The organism is Bowmanella yangjiangensis (genome assembly GCF_017255015.1).
Taxonomy (GTDB): domain Bacteria; phylum Pseudomonadota; class Gammaproteobacteria; order Enterobacterales; family Alteromonadaceae; genus Bowmanella; species Bowmanella yangjiangensis.
The window spans coordinates 17,528-38,222 of sequence record NZ_JAFKCS010000017.1; the positions used below are offsets into that span (position 1 = coordinate 17,528).

18 protein-coding genes are annotated in these 20,695 nt (G+C 49.0%); 11 read left to right on the forward strand and 7 right to left on the reverse strand.

Going from position 1 to position 20,695, the window contains the following annotated elements:
* The first annotated feature begins 57 nt into the window (after positions 1-57).
* From J0A65_RS15640 to J0A65_RS15655, 4 genes are read left to right on the forward strand one after another with little or no spacing between them, the layout of a single operon-like run.
* Positions 58-1,665, forward strand: coding sequence for a carboxyl transferase domain-containing protein (locus J0A65_RS15640; RefSeq protein WP_206595261.1), 1,608 nt, complete (start codon positions 58-60; stop codon positions 1,663-1,665).
* An 11-nt stretch (positions 1,666-1,676) separates the two neighbouring features.
* Positions 1,677-2,462, forward strand: coding sequence for an enoyl-CoA hydratase/isomerase family protein (locus tag J0A65_RS15645; protein WP_206595262.1), 786 nt, complete (start codon positions 1,677-1,679; stop codon positions 2,460-2,462).
* A 3-nt stretch (positions 2,463-2,465) separates the two neighbouring features.
* Positions 2,466-4,487 (forward strand): acetyl-CoA carboxylase biotin carboxylase subunit, encoded by a 2,022-nt coding sequence (locus J0A65_RS15650; protein WP_206595263.1) that lies wholly within the window; start codon positions 2,466-2,468, stop codon positions 4,485-4,487.
* A 55-nt stretch (positions 4,488-4,542) separates the two neighbouring features.
* Positions 4,543-5,457, forward strand: coding sequence for a hydroxymethylglutaryl-CoA lyase (locus J0A65_RS15655; protein ID WP_332874351.1), 915 nt, complete (start codon positions 4,543-4,545; stop codon positions 5,455-5,457).
* Here J0A65_RS15655 and J0A65_RS15660 read toward each other — a convergent pair.
* Positions 5,454-5,885 (reverse strand): META domain-containing protein, encoded by a 432-nt coding sequence (locus tag J0A65_RS15660; RefSeq protein ID WP_206595264.1) that lies wholly within the window; start codon positions 5,883-5,885, stop codon positions 5,454-5,456. The genes J0A65_RS15655 and J0A65_RS15660 overlap by 4 nt on opposite strands.
* 638 nt (positions 5,886-6,523) lie before the next feature.
* Here J0A65_RS15660 and J0A65_RS15665 point away from each other — a divergent pair.
* The 5 genes from J0A65_RS15665 (at position 6,524) to J0A65_RS15685 (ending at position 12,328) form a co-directional block, all read left to right on the forward strand.
* A complete protein-coding gene (locus J0A65_RS15665) occupies positions 6,524-7,165 on the forward strand; it encodes a hypothetical protein (protein ID WP_206595265.1) in 642 nt (213 codons plus the stop codon).
* 61 nt (positions 7,166-7,226) lie between these two features.
* Positions 7,227-7,679 (forward strand): DUF4402 domain-containing protein, encoded by a 453-nt coding sequence (locus J0A65_RS15670; RefSeq protein WP_206595266.1) that lies wholly within the window; start codon positions 7,227-7,229, stop codon positions 7,677-7,679.
* A 20-nt stretch (positions 7,680-7,699) separates the two neighbouring features.
* Entirely contained in the window at positions 7,700-8,548 is an 849-nt protein-coding gene (locus tag J0A65_RS15675; RefSeq protein WP_206595267.1) for a fimbrial biogenesis chaperone, read from the forward strand.
* Between the two features lie 191 nt (positions 8,549-8,739).
* Entirely contained in the window at positions 8,740-11,637 is a 2,898-nt protein-coding gene (locus J0A65_RS15680) for a hypothetical protein (protein ID WP_206595268.1), read from the forward strand.
* Between the two features lie 16 nt (positions 11,638-11,653).
* On the forward strand, positions 11,654-12,328 hold the full coding sequence (locus J0A65_RS15685; RefSeq protein WP_206595269.1) for an SPOR domain-containing protein: 675 nt from the start codon (positions 11,654-11,656) through the stop codon (positions 12,326-12,328).
* A gap of 1 nt (position 12,329) precedes the next feature.
* Here J0A65_RS15685 and J0A65_RS15690 read toward each other — a convergent pair whose 3' ends face one another.
* A complete protein-coding gene (locus J0A65_RS15690) occupies positions 12,330-12,890 on the reverse strand; it encodes a FlgO family outer membrane protein (RefSeq protein WP_206595270.1) in 561 nt (186 codons plus the stop codon).
* Positions 12,891-12,900: 10 nt separating this feature from the next.
* Complete coding sequence (locus tag J0A65_RS15695) at positions 12,901-13,503, reverse strand: FlgO family outer membrane protein (RefSeq protein ID WP_206595271.1); 603 nt, start codon at positions 13,501-13,503, stop codon at positions 12,901-12,903.
* A gap of 327 nt (positions 13,504-13,830) precedes the next feature.
* Here J0A65_RS15695 and J0A65_RS15700 point away from each other — a divergent pair, with 327 nt between their 5' ends.
* Entirely contained in the window at positions 13,831-14,484 is a 654-nt protein-coding gene (locus tag J0A65_RS15700; RefSeq protein WP_206595272.1) for an SPOR domain-containing protein, read from the forward strand.
* A gap of 26 nt (positions 14,485-14,510) precedes the next feature.
* Here the strand turns inward: J0A65_RS15700 and J0A65_RS15705 are convergent, their stop codons facing one another.
* The 3 genes from J0A65_RS15705 to J0A65_RS15715 are packed head-to-tail and all read right to left on the reverse strand — an operon-like array spanning position 14,511 to position 16,487.
* Positions 14,511-15,179, reverse strand: a complete 669-nt coding sequence (locus J0A65_RS15705; RefSeq protein ID WP_206595273.1) for a hypothetical protein — start codon at positions 15,177-15,179, stop codon at positions 14,511-14,513.
* A gap of 40 nt (positions 15,180-15,219) precedes the next feature.
* Positions 15,220-15,882, reverse strand: coding sequence for a FlgO family outer membrane protein (locus J0A65_RS15710; RefSeq protein ID WP_206595274.1), 663 nt, complete (start codon positions 15,880-15,882; stop codon positions 15,220-15,222).
* Positions 15,883-15,893: 11 nt separating this feature from the next.
* A complete protein-coding gene (locus J0A65_RS15715) occupies positions 15,894-16,487 on the reverse strand; it encodes a FlgO family outer membrane protein (protein WP_232849996.1) in 594 nt (197 codons plus the stop codon).
* A gap of 202 nt (positions 16,488-16,689) precedes the next feature.
* Between J0A65_RS15715 and J0A65_RS15720 the strand changes: the two genes are divergently transcribed.
* A complete protein-coding gene (locus tag J0A65_RS15720) occupies positions 16,690-20,025 on the forward strand; it encodes a PAS domain-containing hybrid sensor histidine kinase/response regulator (RefSeq protein WP_206595275.1) in 3,336 nt (1,111 codons plus the stop codon).
* On the opposite strand, the gene J0A65_RS15725 is transcribed toward J0A65_RS15720, so the two are convergent.
* Positions 20,022-20,675: a response regulator transcription factor gene (locus J0A65_RS15725; RefSeq protein ID WP_206595276.1), complete on the reverse strand. Its 654-nt coding sequence runs from the start codon at positions 20,673-20,675 to the stop codon at positions 20,022-20,024. The two genes, J0A65_RS15720 and J0A65_RS15725, sit on opposite strands and share 4 nt — an antisense overlap.
* Between the last annotated feature and the right edge of the window lie 20 nt (positions 20,676-20,695).

A 20,695-nucleotide genomic window follows, 5' to 3' on the forward strand; every position in this document is an offset into this window, starting at 1 on the left:
AAACCATCTGCCAGGCACTTACTGATTATCTGCCAACTATTTAGCAGGAGAGGCTAGATGCCCCGGATTGAATCAAAGATAAACACAAAGAGCCAGGAATTTGCCGCTAACGTCGAGCATATGTTGGCTCAGGTTAATGATCTGCGCGAGAAAGTCGCCCAGATCCGCCAGGGAGGAGGTGAGCAAGCCAATAAACGCCATACAGATCGCGGAAAATTACTGCCCAGAGAGCGTATCAACGCCTTGCTTGACCCAGGCGCGCCTTTTTTAGAACTCTCCCAGTTAGCCGCCTGGCAGGTTTACGAGGACTATGTCCCGGCAGCCGGGTTGATTGCCGGTATTGGCCGGGTCAGCGGCGTGGAATGCATGGTGGTAGCCAACGATGCCACGGTCAAAGGCGGTACCTACTATCCATTGACAGTTAAAAAGCACCTGCGCGCTCAAACCATTGCCGAGCAGAATAATCTGCCCTGTATTTATCTGGTAGACAGCGGTGGCGCTAACCTGCCCCGCCAGGATGATGTGTTCCCCGACCGTGAACACTTCGGCCGGATTTTCTATAACCAGGCCAATATGTCTGCCGCTAATATCCCGCAAATCGCGGTGGTGATGGGCTCTTGTACGGCCGGTGGTGCCTATGTGCCAGCCATGGCGGATGAATCTATTATCGTAAAAGAGCAAGGCACCATCTTCCTTGGCGGCCCACCACTAGTGCGCGCTGCCACGGGTGAAGTAGTAACGGCCGAGGAATTGGGTGGCGGTGATGTGCATTGCCGCACCTCAGGGGTAGCGGATTATCTGGCTAACAATGACCATCATGCTCTGAAACTGGCTCGTGATGCGGTAGCCAGATTAAATCGCACTAAGCCGGTGAGTTTGAACCTCGCGCAGCCGCAAGACCCGCTTTACGATGCCAGTGACATATACGGCATCATTCCTAAAGACAGTCGCCAGCAATACGACGTACGGGAAATTATCGCCCGAATTGTAGACGGCTCCGAGTTTGATGAGTTTAAGGCGCTATACGGCAGTACGCTGGTTTGTGGATTTGCACGTATCTTCGGCTATCCGGTAGGCATTGTGGCGAATAACGGGATTCTTTTTAGTGAGTCTGCACAAAAAGGTGCGCACTTTATTGAACTCTGTGCACAGCGCAAGATCCCCCTGGTATTTTTACAAAACATCACGGGTTTTATGGTGGGTAAGCAGTATGAAGCCGGTGGTATTGCCAAACATGGTGCCAAGATGGTGACAGCCGTGGCCTGCGCCAAAGTACCTAAATTTACCGTGCTTATTGGTGGCAGTTTTGGTGCCGGAAACTACGGCATGTGTGGTCGTGCTTACGACCCGCGCTTTTTGTTTATGTGGCCTAACGCGCGTATTTCCGTGATGGGCGGCGAGCAAGCCGCCGGGGTATTAGCCCAGGTAAAACGCGATCAAAAAGCCCGCGAAGGTGAGACCTGGAGTCAGGAACAAGAACAAGCCTTTAAGCAGCCCATCATTGATGACTACGAACATCAGGGCCACCCCTACTACGCCTCAGCCAGACTATGGGACGATGGCGTAATAGACCCTGCCGATACGCGTCAGGTGTTGGGGCTGAGTTTATCAGCGGCGCTTAATAAACCACTGGAGGACACCCGTTTTGGGGTGTTCCGTATGTAAGGAGGCTTGGTATGTCTGATGTACTCTACAATTTGGATGCAAGAGGTGTGGCGACCATCACCCTGAATCGTCCACAAATACATAATGCCTTTGACGACCAGTTAATTCGCCAGTTAACAGACCTGTTCAAACAGGCCGGTGAAGATCCCAGTGTGCGCGTTGTGGTGCTGGCCGCCAATGGCAAGAGCTTTTGTGCCGGGGCCGACGCTAACTGGATGCAGCGCATGGCCTCTTACAGTTTTGAAGAAAACGTGGCAGATGCCAAGGCGCTGGCCATGATGCTACATACCTTAAACTTTATGCCAAAACCCACTATCGCCAAGGTGCAAGGTGCTGCATTTGGTGGCGCAGTGGGCTTGATTGCCTGTTGTGATATGGCCATTGGCAGTCGCCTGAGCAAGTTTTGCCTAAGTGAAGTTAAGCTGGGACTGATCCCCGCCACCATCAGCCCCTATGTAATTGAAGCCATGGGTAAACGGGTTGCCCGGCGTTATTTTACCACCGCCGAGGTTTTCTCGGCCCACCGGGCCAGACGTCTGGGGCTTTTGAGCGAAACAGTTACCGAAGAAGAGTTAGATCAAACGGTGGAAGACCTTATCAGCCACATTCTACACAATAGTCCGGATGCGGTAGCCGCGGCTAAACAGCTGATTTTCGATGTGACCGAAGCTGGTGACGATGAAGAGTTAATGGAAAAGACCAGTCTTCGCATTGCCACAGTGCGGGTTTCTGAACATGGTCAGGAAGGCTTGCAAGCCTTTTTACAAAAACGCCGCCCCAACTGGTATCAGGAGTAATTTATGCTAATCAAACTGCTCATTGCCAACCGGGGTGAAATCAGCTGCCGCATTATTAAAACCGCCAAACGCATGGGGATCCATACGGTGGCGCTTTATTCGGATGCGGATGCAGACGCCCTGCATGTGCAAATGGCCGATGAAGCCGTGCATATCGGCCCGGCCCCATCAAAAGACAGCTATCTTCAAGCCGAACGTATTATTGAGGTAGCGCGTAAGGTTGGGGCCGATATGATTCACCCCGGCTATGGTTTTTTGTCCGAAAATGCCAACTTTGCCCGTCTGTGTGAAGACAACCAAATTGTGTTTGTTGGCCCGCCGGTAGCGGCTATTGACGCCATGGGCTCCAAATCGGCGGCGAAAAAGATTATGGAAGCTGCCGGTGTGCCGCTGGTTCCTGGCTATCATGGTGAAGACCAGTCGCCCGCCCTGCTTAAACAGCATGCCGATGACATGGGCTACCCGGTATTGCTAAAAGCCGCCGCTGGCGGTGGTGGCAAAGGTATGCGCCAGGTGCACAGCAGCGCTGAGTTTGAACAAGCATTGGCAGCCGCCAAGCGCGAAGCCATGGCCAGCTTTAATGATGAAGTTATGCTGGTGGAAAAGTACCTGACCCAACCGCGCCATGTGGAGATTCAGGTTTTCTGCGATATGCATGGCAACGGCGTGTACTTATTCGAGCGCGACTGCTCGGTGCAGCGCCGTCACCAAAAAGTCATTGAAGAGGCCCCTGCTCCTGGCATAAGCGACACGCTACGTAGCCAGATGGGCGAAGCCGCCCTGAAAGCTGCCGCCGCTATCGGTTATGTGGGTGCGGGCACGGTAGAGTTTTTATTGGATACCGACGGCCGCTTCTACTTTATGGAGATGAATACCCGGCTACAAGTTGAGCATCCGGTTACCGAGATGATCAGCGGTCAGGATTTGGTGGAATGGCAGTTAAGAGTTGCCAGCGGCGAAGAACTGCCATTGAGCCAGGACAAACTGCAAATCAATGGCCACGCCTTTGAAGCGCGCATCTATGCAGAAGATCCCGACAATGAATTCCTACCTGCTACGGGGACGCTGAATTTTCTGCAGCCGCCGGAAGAGTCGGACTACGTGCGGGTAGACACCGGCGTGCGCCAGGGCGACAAAGTCTCTGTGTACTACGACCCTATGATTGCCAAGCTTATTGTGTGGGATGAAGACAGACCAAAAGCATTGCGCCGTTTGGTAAAAGCGTTATCCGAGTACCGGGTCAAGGGTGTTACCACCAATATTGATTTTCTATACAACCTGGCCAATACCAAGGCATTTAAGCAAGCACAACTGGACACGGCCTTTATCGACAAGCATCAAAGCGAGATCTTTTTGCAAAATGAAAGCGATCTTGCCAGTTTGCTGCCCTTGGCCGCGCTCTATATTGTGCTCAATCAGGAGCAAGGCCGGCAGTCATTAAGTCAGAACAGTCAGGACCCTTTCAGCCCCTGGCAAAATCTGACTGCATGGAGGGCTAATGCCAACTATGTGCAAGGGCTGGACATTCAAATACACGACCAGGTGCATACGGTTCAGGTGTCACGCTTAAATAGCGGTGCACAAGCCAGTTACCAAATCACCGGCCAGGGTTTTAATGTGCAGTGCCAGGGCCACATTAACGACGATGTGCTTACTGCCGTGATTGACGGACACCGCCAGAAGATCACTATCAGTCATGCCGCTGAAGCTGAGCAGGGTTGCTCGCTATATACCCAACATAGCGCCCTGCACTTTAAACAACAGCTACCGGATTTGGGCCTATTGGATGCTGACGCCCACGGTGGAGGCCTAACGGCCCCGATGAACGGCACCATAGTTAATCTGATGGTAAGTCCCGGAGACCAGGTAGAAAAAGGCCAGGTGCTGGTGATTATGGAAGCCATGAAAATGGAACACAGCCTCAAAGCTCCATCAGCAGGGAAAGTGATAGAGTTTTTCTATCAAAGTGGCGAACTGGTCGACGGCGGCGCAGAGCTATTGAGTTTTGAAGCGGCCGAACGTTAAGGATAGAAGGCGCCAGTATTTCTCTTAGAAGCTGGCGCCCTAAAAGAGAAACCAAGTGAACAACATCCAGTATCCAAGCAAAGTCAGAATTGTCGATGTGGGGCCAAGAGACGGCTTGCAAAACGAATCTGCCAGCATTGCCCTTGAAGATAAAATAGCCTTAGTACAAAACCTGGCCAGTGCGGGCCTCGGCATGATTGAAACCGGCAGTTTTGTGTCGCCTAAGTGGGTACCGCAAATGGCAGACAGCGGCGCGGTCTTCAGCAGCATTTCGCGTAAACCCGGTGTGGTTTATTCGGCGCTAACCCCCAATATGCAAGGCTTTGAAGCAGCGCTCGCAGCGGGTGCCGACGAAGTGGCGATATTTGCTGCTGCCTCAGAAAGCTTTAGCCAGAAGAATATCAACTGCAGTATAGAAGAAAGCCTGGCCCGCTTTGCGCCTATTATGGCGGCGGCGAAACTAAAGGGGATCCGAGTACGCGGCTATGTATCCTGCGTGCTTGGCTGCCCTTATGAAGGTGATATCTCCCCACAAAGTGTACTGGCAGTGTCACAGAAATTGCTGGACATGGGCTGCTATGAAGTGTCTTTAGGCGACACTATTGGTGTAGGTACGCCGGCTAAAACCGCTGCCCTGCTCAAGCTATTACTAAATCATCTGCCCGCTGAAAAATTGGCGGTACACTTTCACGACACCTATGGTCAGGCGCTAGCCAATATTCTGATGGCCCTGCAACAGGGGATCGCTGTGATAGATAGCTCGGTAGCAGGATTAGGCGGTTGCCCTTATGCCAAAGGCGCATCAGGCAATGTAGCCAGTGAAGATGTGGTGTATATGCTGCATGGTATGGGCATAGATACCGGCATCAACCTCGATGCGCTGGTTGATGCCGGCCATGCCATTATGCAGGCATTGGGGCGGGAAAATCAGTCCAAAGTAGCCAAAGCGATTCTGGCAAAACGCGCTTAATCCGCTTTTACCCGCTCAAAACGGGCCAGAGGTGCCATTCTGGCCTTATTCAGACTCAGGCTGTCATTGCTACCCATAGTGTAATTGTCAGCCCTTTCCAGCATTTGCATAAACTGGCTTTCAAGCTGCATGTTTGGACAGGCCATCATGGTTGCCCCTAGTTTACCAAAATGAATAGATAACCCTTCCACTTCAACCTGTCCAAAGAAACGGTTACAACCAGCGAAACCACTCACTTTACCTTCTTCGCTAAAGTCCAAGTATGGGGCTTTTTCAGTTTGAACGGGCTGCCCAGCTAATTCAGTTAGCTGCCATTGGCCAGCTAAATGATTTTTTTGCGGTGCGCCATCTACCGACTGCTGCACACTAAGACCACAAGCGCTCAACGCCAGGCAAACAAAAATAATTCCGACTCGGGTACTAAGCATTGTCTTTCCTTACATGATTTTTTTAAACTTTCCGAACTAATGCACGAGAATACTGCAGAACATTATTCATTTTTGAGCTATTTTTATGTGACAACATCTCTTGTAAGTCACGTCAGATAAGGGCTCAATGTGCAGATTGGAAACTTATTAAATCACATACTTTTAAAAGTATAAATCCGCCATGTAAATATATTCGAGTCTCTTATTTTTAAACAGATTATCTCCTATTACCAATTGTTCACTTTACGAGCACCCCAAGAAATACACCAATAATGATATAACTAACGCGCCTCTTGAACCACACACTACCAAGTGCCAAGGTCAATAGCTATCTCTTTGTTTACAATACAAATAACCAAAAAAATGTAGTTGAAAATGCCGATTTAAGACGTAACAAAAAATGTTGATATAAGTAACAAACCTGTATATTTTCTGGGTAAGGAAGTATGTTAATTTGCCGTAGTGACTGCAATTTCAGGGATAGATTAGGTGATAAACACTTTTTATCCCCAACAGATTGTTTTTATGAATAAAAAGTTAAACGTTTTTTAAAACAGGCCGATAGATATCCTGCATCCCGGAATCCAAATCATTCTATGGGTGTGATAATTATCAGATAACCTTTAGGAATCACGAAAATGAGTAAACTTTCTAAAATTGCAAAAGGCCTTAGCGCAGCAATGCTGTTGTCTGCTGTTGGTGCAGTGCAAGCTGAAACTGTATCAGTTCCAGCCACTGTATCTGTCGACAACACCATTGGTTTCGCTTTGACCGGCACACTTGACTTCGGCACAGTTCGCGCCACACCAGATTCAACGGTAGATGAGTGTTCCGGTATTGTTATGCCGGCAAACCCAGCTTCTGCAATCTCTGCCTATGCCCCTGGCGTTGGTGCACCTTGTGTGACAGGCGCTGGTGATTCAGAAGTTCAATCTGTTGGCGGTACCCCCACTCGCCCGCAGTTTGACATCACTGGTGTTGCCGCTTTTGCAACGCTGAATGTAAATGTACCCAGTACAGCGGTTAACCTGACCACTACAGCGCCAGCTGGCTCACCAGGTTTCCAATTGATCGACTTCACTGCTTATAAGTCTTCCGGTACTCCAGGCGCCATCTCCCTGACTGCCGGTGCAGGTACCATTTCAGTTGACGGTACAGGAGCTGCCACCTTCACTGTTGGTGCAACGCTGATTACCGATCCTACCGCATACGCTTTGACTACGGCCACTTATGAAAATGCTGCTTATAACGGTAGCTTTGATGTTTCAGTAACTTATTGATCCATCAGACCGGTCTGATTACCATATGCAATTATCTGCTAGGGTTTCAGGCCGGTTTTTTATGTTCAAATGGGTAGGATTGGCAAGTTGCCTGATATGCGCTTTAGCAAATGCTGATCTGTTAATTGATACACCATTCACTTTTGGTCGGCTTGCAATTTCAGATAACAGTCAGGTCAGCAGTACAACGTTGGCAAGAAACGGCAACCAGTCTTATACCGGTCGTTTGTTAGTGATAGAGAAAGGCACGCCAGGTACCTACACGCTAACCGAACTGCCCCCTTTTACTTCGTTTTCACTGACCCCTTCATTACCTGCTTATTCTTCGGTGACAATACCTGGCTCAGCACAGTTTGTAATTACGGCGTTGGATATACCACCTACAGTTAAAGCTGATATAAACGGCGATGCGCAGTTTACTATAGGCGGAACACTAACAACGTCGGGAAATGGCCAGCCTTATCTTGGCCCCGCGGATTATCAAATAATGTTGGATATAGAGATATCTTACTAACAATGCTTTTGAGGACACTAATGACGAATTCTAAAGGCCTTAAACTGTGTTTGCTGATACTGACCTCTTTCTGGTCATCTTTGGTGTTTGCCAACCTGCTAATCTATCCGACACGAGTGAGCTTTGACGAATCAACCAGGGCCGCACAAATCAGCCTGACCAACACAAGCAAGACAGTAAACACCTATAGACTTGAGTGGCTAGAAAAAGTCGCTAATCCAGCAGGCGGCTATATTGATGTAGCAGACGCTGAGCAATCGGGCCTGTCTATTGCGAGCAGTATGGTCAGATTTTCTCCACGTCAGGTGACCTTGAAGCCGGGTGAACGGCAAATGATCAAACTCATGTTAAGAAGACCTGCCCAGCTAGCAGAAGGCGAATATCGCTCGCATCTGAATTTTAAGGCGCTTCCCCCACCAAAGGATGAAAGTAAAGATAACGCCACCAGCATGCAAATAAACATGTTAGTAAGTTTTGCAATTCCAGTTACCGTCAGGCAAGGGCAACTAGAATACCAATTGAACATTGACCAAGCCGAACTCTATTATGACTCCGCCTCACAAGTCGGGGCTGTAGTTTTGCAGATAGCACGGAGTGGACGTAACTCAGTATTAGGAAACTGGACGGTTTATTGGAAGCCTGATGGCGGCACCGAAGTCCCTGTCGCGAAATCCAATGAAGCCAATGCCTGGCCCGACAATGACAAGTTTATTGTCCAGCCGACATGGATGGCTGAGCGTTTTGTTTCGGCTAATGGCCAGCTTCGAGTCGAATACAAAGGTGTCAGAGAGTTTGACGGTAAAGTCTTTATAGATCAAAGTATAAGAATTAATAAGGCAGCTATTAAGCCCTTACCCACTAACCAATAACAACATCAGGGTAAAAGCGAATCGTGTGGTTCGATAAAAATAACAAGCTGTCGGGCGTCTTGTGCTCCGCTACCCTGCTGCTTTGTCTGCCGATATGCTCTGAGCCAGCATTTGCAGCTGCGGGGGCCAACACTTCTGTTCAAGAACTACTTCAACGGATCGCCAAGAAGTATCGCACCCCCTCTGGCCACATGAAGCGCCCCGCCACTAGCGAATCTGCCACACAGGTGGTTCGACGTTTTCAACCAGGTGAAGAACTAATCTTATCCTTGTGGCTTAAAGACAAGCCCGTCACAGAGGTGATTTCCATTGCCTCAGAACAGGGTGTAAAAGTTGGTCTGGCCGACTTTTTCAGACTCGCTGACTTTGCCGTTGATTTCGATCTTACTACTATGCAAGCCAGTGGATGGGTATATCGGCAAGATATTCCTTTCTCCATGCAGCAACCTGCCCTTGAGTATTTACAGATAACCCTAGGGCAACAGGCCTTTGTTCTCGATAGCCAGTCATTTTCCGTTGAACCCGATGATGTTTATGTGGAACTTGCCAGTTTGGCTCAAATTCTTAACTTTAACTATGAGATGTTTGAAAGCCAGTTGAAGCTGGTGATTCATTCCAATACCCCATTCCCCGTTGAACAACGACTTGCCAGATTATCACGAGGCAGTGTCGAACCAGGAACCGAAGCCAAGTCCGTACTTCCTTTAAACGATTCAGGATACCAACTTTTTTCTACGCCACTGTTGGATGCGCAAATATCAGCGACGGCCAATGACCAACATCGCTCTGGGAGCTATTCCGTTCTCTCAAGCCAGGATTTTGCTTATCTCAACAGCCAGTTCTATCTGTCTGGATTGAAAGGCGATCTATTACAGCAGGCCAGATTAACGCTTTCTAAATCTTCTGCTGAACAAGATCTGCTCGGTGCTCTAAGTGCCTCATACTTCGCGCTTGGTGATGTAACGCCGGTTAATCCAGGTGGACAAGTAACCCAGGCTCAAAGCCGCGGATTTTCCGTAAACAACCTGAATGAAGGCCAGTTGGGAGACAACCAACAAGTCAATTTAACTGGCGATGTGCAAGCCGGCTGGGATGTTGAACTTTATAGAAACGGCGTATTACTAGATTCTCAACTAAACATTGAAAATGGCCGATATGAATTCAATGATGTCGAACTAAGTTTTGGTAGCAACAACTTTGAATTGGTATTCTATGGCCCGCAAGGCCAGATTGAGCGTAAAACCGAGTCCATTGTCGTTGATTCAAACAGCGTTGCAGCAGGCCAGGGACGTTATCAATTGTCAATGGTAGATGCGAACCGCACGGTATTTGGTGTTAATGATCCGGAATTGGCAGACGATCAACTGGGCTTACTCACCAGCGCCGTTTTTGACTATGGTTTGACTGATTGGCTCTCCGTTGGCCTAGGTACCAGCCACTTCGTTCCCAAAGCAGGTGAAAATCAAACAGATTTAACCCTCAGAACAAACGTTCAGCTTTGGGATTTGGGCTTACTTAATACCCTCGTCCATCGAAATGATGATGGCTCAAAGCGTCTTTCTGCTTTTTTCAGAACGGGTTGGCTAAACAGCAACCTGGATCTTAGCTACATTAGAAACGAAAACTTAGTCACAGATGCCGTCACCGGCCATCAAAGCACAGATGTCGACTACAGATACAACCTTACGCATTCAGGTACGTTGTTCAGCAGAACCTCGTTACCCATTAGCTACCAGAATAACTTGTCACTGCAAGAGGATGCACAAGGTCAGCAAACCCGGCTGTGGCAAAATGCCATTGGGCTGAACAGTGCCTATGGGTCAGTTTCACATAGTTTTTATTGGCAACACACGGATGCTGAAAGTTTAATAAACAATGGCCAGTCGAATAAAACTGCTGGCGGCTCACTGTTTTATCGGAACAATTTTGGACGTTTCTACACTCGTTTTTACGCCGACTACAATGTTCAACCGGATACGGCATTAGCTTCATACGGCGCCAATTTACTCTATAGATGGGCCTATGACTTAAATGCAGAACTACAATATTCACGTGATATCGAAAACGATCTAGACCAGCTCTACGCTCGGCTAAACTGGCGACATGAAGAGTTTACACTCAGCGCCAATGCCAGTTACAACAGTAATGACAATTGGACCTTGGGTATGACAGCCAGGTTCAGCGTCGGCTATGACCCAAGTTCAGGTAACCTTTTCGCAAGCAACCGCACCCTAGGTGGAGCGGCAGGCGTGTCAGTGCGGGTATTTGAAGATCTGGATATGGACAACCAATATGATGAGTCAGAACCCCTTATCGAAGGAGTAAAAGTGAAGGCTACCCAGTCCTTTCGTTCAGCAAGAACGAACGAGCAGGGCGTGGCCATGTTGACCGCCCTGCCGAATAATCGTCAAACAGATATTGTGGTAGATGAAAACAGCTTCAAGGAATTCTATATCACTACCACAGAGGGGGTCTCCGTACCTGCTCGCCCCGGTTTTATTCAGCAAGTAGATATTCCGGTAGCAAAGTCTGGCGAATTAGATGGCTCGGTTTACTTTGCCAATGCCGATGGCTCTCAGGAGTCTGCCCCCAGAGTAAAACTGAATCTTCGGGACTTAAACGACAATATCGTTGCCAGTACACGTAGCGAATACGACGGTTATTATTTATTTACCAATCTGCTGCCCGGCAAGTATCGTCTGGAAATTGATCCGGACATGGCGAATCGTCAACAGCTCCGGGTCGGCAAAGGCAAGCGGGTGAATCTGTCCAACCGGGGTGACCTTATCACAGGTGCTGATTTTGTGCTGGCACCTCTCGAGTCAGCCAGCGGTTATGTTGCAACAGCCGGACAGTTCCATTCACCTGCACTACTCAAACTGTATTACCAGCTATTAAAAAAGCGTGTTCCAGCGGTTACTTCAACGCAGCCATTTTATATCAAATCCAAAGACAGCAAACAGTACGTTTTGGGTCTGGCCTATTTTGAAGGCGACCGTGACGCGGCCAATGAGACCGCACAATATTGTCAGCAACTAGCGCAACAAAATATTCCCTGCAAAGTGGAATATCATAACTTTGCCTACTAAATACCGGAGCAGGAAGATGAAAAGCCGGCAACGCGTTACAGCATTAAGCATTTTGATTGGCACCTTAGGTTTATGTGCCTGCCAGTCAGCCACTCCCCCCAACAGCCAGGGGAATGAACAAGCTAATATGGCCGCAGAACTCGCCATACTAAAAGAGAAACAGAAAAAATATGATGCTGTGGTGGAAGAATGGCAATCCATGCGTGAAGGGCTACAACGCCTAGTGGTGGTGGAAGAGGAACTTGGACTATTGATTGGTCAATTGGATCAGATGTCAAGCCAGTCATCTACCCCACATCAAGAGCCACAAACAGAGCAAGTTGCAACAGTAGCACCAATTGCAAGTAATCAAAATCTTGCTGAAACAACGGCTACCTCGACACAAAGTAAGTTTCAAAATGAAAATGAGATGCAGCCGAGATTTGCTTTACAATTGACAGCAGTCACATCTCCTGCCCGTTTAAATAGTCTTTGGCGGGAGCTGACTACCAAGTATCCGCAGTTGTTGGCAGATCTTCCGGCTAATTATCAAAAGATTAAGGTAAAAAGTACGGATTACTTTCGACTGAAAGCCGGTGCATTTGTCACAGAACAGCATGCAACGGAACACTGTAATTCGCTTAAAGCTGTGGGTATCGGTTGCATGGTCAGTGATTACAATAACGCGCCGCTAACAGATTTAAGCAACTAGATTAATTCATCTGTCCCAGGTGGCTGACGACAAAATATGGAATCAAGCCGTCAGCACTGGCCAGAACCTCGTTATTGCGAAGATCAAACAAGCGGGCATTCACCTCAATGCCCGCAGGACTATAAATGATAGTACCGGTTAGTACACAACATGATTGTACTTTTTGCACTTCCTGGGCTTGACGTGAATAGGCAATATCCCCACTAACAGTTACTTTGATACTGCCCGTGCTTTTACTTTCTGAGACAGTGAAACCTTGCTTTCGCAACTCTTGCATAAAATTTTCAGCCAGTTGATTACCAAGCATACTGGTTTTAGTCAGGGTTGAATCAAAATCCACAAAAGAGGCTACGGCGATGTTCTTTTTGCTGAGACCCTGCTCATCAATATTCAGGCGCATTACCATTTGTTCAACATAGCTAGCCAAGCGTTTGTGATGATGCAATGGAACAAAACGCTGTCCGTCTGTTGCCCAATTCCCGTGAGACGTTGAGGTGGGTGCATCGCTGAATGCCGGTGATGCAGATAATAATAAGGCACAAATCAAACCGATAACTTTCATATCCCCCCCTTTACCTGCCAGATGCAGGCATATCCTGACGTGAATGAGAGGCAATCAATGCATTGACCTGTTCTGAAGGAAGCAAAGTCTGTGCTGAGCCTTTGAGTTCTTTTGATTTGAGGTCAACCAATCGGGCCTGCACCATCACACCGAGCCGATGTTTGGTCAGTGTACCAGTTAGAACCAAGCTGGCTTGGATGTCAGGGCGCAGCTCGGTATAGTCACGACTCAACACCAGATCACCGCTTTCTGTCACCCTGATATAATCCATGGTCTTATGATCCAACACCTTGATACCAAATTGATGCAGTTCATTCATAAAACTCTGCGCAACTTGTTGTCCAAGCAAACCCGATTTGTCGTAGGCACCATCAACATAGACAAAATCTGCCACCACTACCGCCGTATTGTCATGCACTTCCTGCATGGTTAGCGCCATTTGGTTCATCAACATACGAATATGATCCTGAATAGTGGCAGGATGCGTATTCTGACTGACCGGGGTAAACACCCCTGGTTGAAAGGCCGACTCTGCCTCTATGCTGGATTGCTGTACATCGGTCAACTGACACCCTGCCAACAATACAGCACCACTAAACAGATAAGCTCTCACCTTTGCCCCCTTTCCACCTAGGATAAAAATTGACTTGTCATGTTATTGCCTATTGTTCTTCGACTGCGGCAAAAAAATGCCACCTATCCTCAATTGAATCCCTTCAACACCAACGAGTTGGGGGAAGCAATCTTCATAAGTCAGAAAAACAACCTTTGTAGACTTTAAAATGCAATTTACGCGCCAGCCTTTCAGCTACTAAGGTAAGGCATTATCATATGGCACAGAACATGCAAACTTTTTCTACAAATAGGTTTCGAGAACATTAAAATGTCAATGCGCGCCAGAACACCTTCCAACTCAAGCATAAGTGCACTGAGTTTATCCATGCTGCCTTTACTGATTCTGACCGTGTCTGCATGTAGCACCCTAGACAATGGCATCACATACAGCACTGAGTCACTAAGCCTGCCCGATGAAGCCATCAGCAGCGATGAAGTACGCCAATATGTGCAGGAATGGCGCGAAGCGAAAGCGGGCATTCAGCGTTTAAACGACTTAGAGGCAGACCTGGCGGTATTGATTGCCGAAGTTAACCGCGCATCAGATCTACAAGAGTCTCCCCCAATTTATCGCGGTGACCAGCAGGAGGAAGTGCTGATGGCACCTGCGCCGATGCAGGAGAGCCAAGTAAAAAATGAACCTATAAAGTTGTCCAACGCGTCAATAAGTGACTTTTCCTCCACCAACGAAACCAATCAATCAACAACAGCAGGCACTGTATATGGACTTCGCATTGCCGCTTTTTTAAAACCACAAAGTGCAAAGTTTGGTTGGTATCTCATCCAGCAACGAGACGGCAAAATATTGACGGGTTTGTCAGCCAAGTTACTAAAAGCGGAGCATCCTCGCCAGACGCTTTACAACCTCAATGTTGGACCTTTCAGCAATGTACCGGATGCTGAGCATTTGTGCGAAAAGCTTAAGCCTCGCCAATATGTTTGTGAGGTTGGTGAGTTTTCCGGAGAAGAATTGCTCTGATAAGTGAAGCCTTGCCTAGGCAAGGCTTATGACTTGGGTTCAGCTATGCCAAATAATTTCTTGGCGGCGTCGTAGAGATGCTGCGCTTCGCCCCGGCTGTTTAACTGAAGCTCAGATGTTGACAGGGTAAAACTATCCATTCCCATCAAGTGGGAACGGCCTTGCTTTAAGTAAGCGACAACATCATCATCTGCCACTTTCGCCTCTTTCAACTGCGCCGCGTTGTCGCGAGTGAGACCCCACTCATAAAACTCCGATAGCCGGTTCAGTTGATCCATGCGCTTTTGTAACCCTTGGTCGGCATCGAGGTATTGCTGCAAACGTTGGAGCTCAGGAGCAGCATCGTCTGCATCCGCCCCTTCAACCTGCCAACGTCCATCGATATGTTTAATCTGAGTCTGTTCTTTTATGCCAAAGCGCTCAGCCAAATCTTGCAGTTGCCCAGCCACCGGCTTCATATAAAAGGCGATCATGTTATCCAGGCTTTTCAGGCTGACGGATGACTGACCCTCTTCGATTTTCTTCAGTGTTTCATCTATCTGGCTATCGCTCATTTGCCCAATACCGGCATCCAACTCGGTGAGCTCACCCGCTACATTCTGTTGTTGGTATTGCACCGCCCTGTCCAACGCCTGTTGAGACTTGGCAGGATCATTGAGGTAGTCCATCAGACTTAACCCAGACTGGATCTGCATACTGACACTCCTGGTCAAATAAACTCAATTCTCTTTGAGGCTAGCCTTTAATCAACTTCACGCCTTCGGCTGGCTTGCCACTATTAAGCAGTGCGTTGGCAATCTCTGCGGGCAGGAAACCCTGCGCAGAACCAACCACCGCTTTGGACTTCATTCCCACAACCCGAGCATTTACCAAGTAGCCACCTTGATGTTTGGCCAGTGTTCCAGTGACCACATACTCAATGGGCTGGGTCGCTGAGACTTCCAGATAGTCCCGGGTGAGTACAAAGTCACCTTGTTCCGTGATGCGAATAAAGTCGCTTGTCTTGATATCGATCACAGGAATGCCGAACTGGTGTATCTCGTGAATAAAACTCTCAGCAATTTGATTGCCTAACAAACTCGCTTGATCAAATGCCCCATCAACAAATACGAAACTACTCACCGCCATGGGTGTGCTGGAGGTAACGTACTGAAGGTTATTCACCAGTTCCTGCATGATACCGCGGACATAGTGGTTGATATTATGCAATTGCGGTGATACGCGTTCTGCTTTGTTGCCCACCTGTTGCGTTAAAAACTGGTGCTTATACTGCTCTCCGAACCCCAAACTGGCCTGGTGAGCGGCTGAGATTTGTGCATCCGCTTGAGTCTGGTCAGGGCTTGCAGAGCAGCCTGCCATTACAGCAATACATGCCGCAGCTAAACAAATATTCTTCATGCTATTCCCCACTAGTACTCACCCCGGTAAAGCATTTGATTACGACTGGTTACCTTACCTTGCGCCCAGGCAACATCTTTAGGCAGGTAATCAGTAGCAGCGGCGAGCAGGCGTTTTGATGGCAACTCAATCAATCGCAGGTTTACCAGCAAACTTTGCTCCTGCTCTGAGTAGGTACCGGTCAATAGGTATTGCAAATTGACTTCTGAACTTAAGGCCTCGACATCCCGTGACAACATGACGTCCTGCCCTGCAGTGATATGCACCGCAGGTAAGGCTTTAAATTCGACGACATTGAGTCCTGCCTGGGTAGCAAATGTCACCAGGCTTTCCTGGATCTGCACTCCCAACGCCTGGAATTCCGGCAAACTTTTGCCGTTTTGCAGATGCGAGGGCAGGATTGTGCCAACCGCCAAAGGTGCATCAGGGTTAATCCGACCCGATGTGTCAAATAATTGTCGGGCTAGACGCTCAACCTGAGCATGCAGATTACCCAATTGACGCGTTGATTCAACGGGTAGACTGGTGGTCTGACTGGCGCAGCCAGCCATTAGACTTAGGCCTAACAGCAAACATCCAAATGCGGTATTTGATCTTTTCGCCATATTAATTATCGCCCCTTGGCTCACAAGCGAATCAACTTGGCCTTAACTACGCAATTTTTACGCCAATCATGAAAGTGAACATAATTCAACCAGAACTAACAGCATGCCTCCTGTGAGAATACAGTCTGTGCTATTCCCCAGTAGTAATCGCCAGCGGCCCGTCGTATAGTAACAAAGCCTTTATTTTTCATATTGTTGCATTATGTTCAGCATATGGCTTCTAACCCTGTTAGCGATAGTTTATTTATCCTTGCTGTTTGCGGTAGGGTTTTGGGGCGATCGTTTTCATGGCGCAGCCAGTCACAAACAGCGGCCACTCATCTACAGTCTGGCGCTTGGCGTACACTGCACATCCTGGGCCTTTTTTGGCACCACCGCACAATCGGCCACGTATGGCTGGGCCTTTACGCCGACTTATGTAGGCAGCGTGGTGGCCTTTGCTCTGGGCTACCCCTTATTAGTGCGCATTATTCGCTGGTGTCAGCAGCATAACATCAGCTCGCTGGCAGACTTTATTGGCAGCCAGTACAAGCATTCTCACTTTGTTGCCGCTTTTGTCACCCTTATCTGCTTTATTGGTGTAGTCCCCTACACTGCCCTGCAGCTTGACGCCGTTACCACCAGTGTCAGCCTGCTGGCCACCGATCAAACCCAGTGGCCTGGCGGCATCAGCTTTTATGTGGCCTTGTTAATGGCGATTTTTGCCATCCTGTTCGGTACCCGTAGTTTGAGTCTGACCGAAAAACACCCTGGTCTGATGCTGACCATTGCCTTTGAATCTTTAGTTAAAATGCTGGCATTGGTGCTGGTCGGTTTGTTTGTCTGTTACCAGATGTTTGACGGGGTATTGGATTTGCTGGGACAAGTACAGCTCAACCCGCAAACCCGGCAGATTCTGACCGGACAAGACAGTGCCCCTTTGGTTTATATTTGTCATATGCTGCTGGGTTTTTTGTCGATGTTCTGTCTGCCTCGTCAGTTTCATGTTAACTACATCGAGAATAACGGTGAGCTGGAACTCAAACGCTCCCGCTGGCTTTTCCCTTTGTATCTGCTCGCCATTAATTTGTTTGTCTTGCCTATTGCCCTGGCCGGCAAGCTGCTGTTGCCCGATACCAACGCCGATACTTATGTGCTGGCACTACCCATGCTGGCCGACAGCAGTTGGTCTGCCCTGGTGGCCTTTATTGGCGGCTTATCCGCGGCATCCAGTATGATCATTGTGGCCACCCTGGCTATGGGGGTGATGATGGCGAATAACCTAATCACCCCGCTGTGGCTGAAGCTGCATTTTCGCGCCGATCAGCAACAAGTCTTGCGCCCATCCGTGCTGCTCGGCATCCGCCGTCTGACGGTTATTTTGGTGATTGGCCTGTCATATTTGTATTCTCAGTATCTGAGTCAGGCCGCGCCATTGGTCAACAGCGGCATCATTGCCATGGCACTGCTAGCGCAACTAGCACCAGCTATGTTATTTGCCCTGTATTGGCAGCGCAGCAGCCGCCTGGCGGCAGTCGCCGGTATTCTTGCTGGCTGCAGCGGCTGGGTAGTTTGGCTGCTGTGGCCCAGTATCAAGGCCAGCTACTATTTTGAATCCGTGCCCAGCGATCACGCCATGAGCCAGGGTGTGATATTCAGTTTGAGCATCAATCTGGTGGTATTTGTGCTTATGAACCTGCTGCGCGGGCGCTTCAAGCAGCCCAGTGCAGAGCGCGCCACTCAGCAATCTGTGCCGACCATCAGAATCAGTACCTTGCTCGCGGTGAGCCAGAAGATCCTCTCCGAGAAACAACAAACCCGCCTGCAAAACAGCATCATGGACAGCGATCAGCAGGCCTATGCCAGCGGCCAGTTGATTCGCCGTGTTGAACGTGAATTGGCCGCTCAGGTGGGTAACGCCGGGGCGCGAATCTTGCTCTCGGCCTTAACCGAGCAACACAGCGTGCCACTTGAAGAGTTGGTTGGTCTGGTGGAAGAAGCCAGCCAGAACTATCAGTTTAACCATGAATTGTTGCAGTCCTCCGTGGAGCATATTGAACAAGGCATCAGTGTAGTTGACCGTCACCTCAAGCTGCTGGCCTGGAACAGCCGCTATATCAGCATGTTTAACTACCCAGAGGGGTTCATTCGCGCGGGCCTGCCACTGGAAGATCTGCTGCGTTTTAACGCCAGGCGCGGCATGTTGGGCGATATTTCCGATATCGATACTGAGGTAGTCAAGCGCCTGAACCATATTCGTCAGGGTAGCAGCTATAAGTACCTGCGCAGTCAGCCCGATGGCCGGGTTATTGAATTACAGGGTAATCCCATGCCAGGCGGTGGTTTTGTTACCACTTATGCGGATATTACCGAGCACGTGCAAACCCAGCGGGCATTAGAAGACGCCAAGCAAAGTCTTGAGCTGAGAGTTGCCGAACGTACCGAACAGTTACAGCAAGCCAAGCTGGCGGCCGACCGCGCCAATGACAGTAAAACCAAATTTCTGGCTGCGGCCGGACACGACCTGATGCAACCTTTTAATGCCGCCACTCTGTTTGCCGGTATGATTGCGCAGCAAAGCCGCGCAACGCCCTTGGAAGAATTAGCCAGTGGCCTGCAGCAATCTTTAAATAACGCAGAAGAGCTGCTGTCGATGCTACTGGATATGACCAGACTGGACTCCGGTATCTTAAAAGTAAACCGCCAGTCATTTGCCTTAAGTGAGATCCTGGACCCGCTAATGGCGGAATTCAGCCTGATTGCTGGGCAAAAACAGCTCGACCTGCACTATCAGCCCACCCGTCTGTTTGTCAGCTCAGATAAAAAGCTGCTACGCCGCATTATTCAAAACCTGGTGTCCAACGCCGTCCGCTATACAGAGCAAGGCAAGGTTGTGGTTGGTGTCAGGCGACGTCAAGGTAAACTGTTGTTACAGGTATGGGATACCGGGCCGGGTATTGCCAAAGCCCAGCAGCAGGAAATTTTTAACGAATTCCACCAGTTGCAGAAAAGCAACAAACAAGGCTTAGGCCTTGGACTGACCATAGTGGAACGCATTAGCAAACTACTTGGCCACAACCTGATCCTAAACTCAGTCTTGGGTAAAGGGAGTTGTTTTGCGGTGGAAATTGAGCAGGCTATCGCGGCCCATCGCAAGCAGATAACACCGATAGCCGAGGTCACTGACAACGTTCAATGGTTAAGCGGCAAATCGGTGCTGTTAGTGGATAATGAAAAGCAAGTTCTTACCGCCATGAGCCAGCTATTTGAGCAGTGGGGCGCACAGGTCACCACCGCATCTAACGGTAGCCAGGCACTGCAGCAAATGCCGAATGCGCCAGACTTATTACTCATGGATTATCATTTGGATCATGGTGCCATAGGAACAGATTTGGCCCAGCAGTTGTATCATCAGTGGCGACGCAAAATCCCCACTATCTTAAACTCGGCCAACCATGATGAAATTATTCGCTCGCAAGCCATTGAGGCGGGGTTCAGCTTTTTACATAAGCCGGTTAAAGCCGGGGCGCTTAAACGTCTGATTAAGCAGATACTTTAACGCCCATCAGGCTGCATAAATTGCTTAAACAATACGCCCGCCTGCGTACGGTTAATCACTTCGAGCTTTCGCAAAATAGCCGATACATGCTGTTTAATAGTGGTTTCCTGGACCTGCAATTCCCAGGCAATCTGTTTGTTTAACAGCCCATCCGCCACCATTTTCAGCACTTTAAACTGATGCGGGGTTAACTGGTTAAGCTTATCGGCAAAGTCGCGCTCAGCGGTGGCCGGGCCACTATTTTGCTCAATTTGCATGCCATCCGGCAACCATTGTTCGCCGTCAAGTACCGCTGCCACTGCCTGGGCGATGCATTCCAGCGGCGCCGATTTGGGTAAATAGCCACTGGCGCCAAAGTCCAGCGCTCGACGGACAATATCCGGGTCTTCCTCTGCTGAGACAATTAAAACCTGTACCCCGGGGTAAGCGTTGCGCAAGCTGGTTAAACCGGTTAAGCCCTGATTACCTGGCATATTCAGATCCAGAAATACTAATTCTATTGAGGCATGTGCAGCCAGGGTAGATAAGGTTTCGTCCAGATTCGCCGCTTCCAGAATCTCACCACCCAGGGCGGCCTGAATGGCTTGCTTCATGGCGCTGCGAAACAAAGGGTGATCGTCGGCAATAATGGCTCTGGCTTGACTGGTCATAATGGTAATACTTGGCTCCG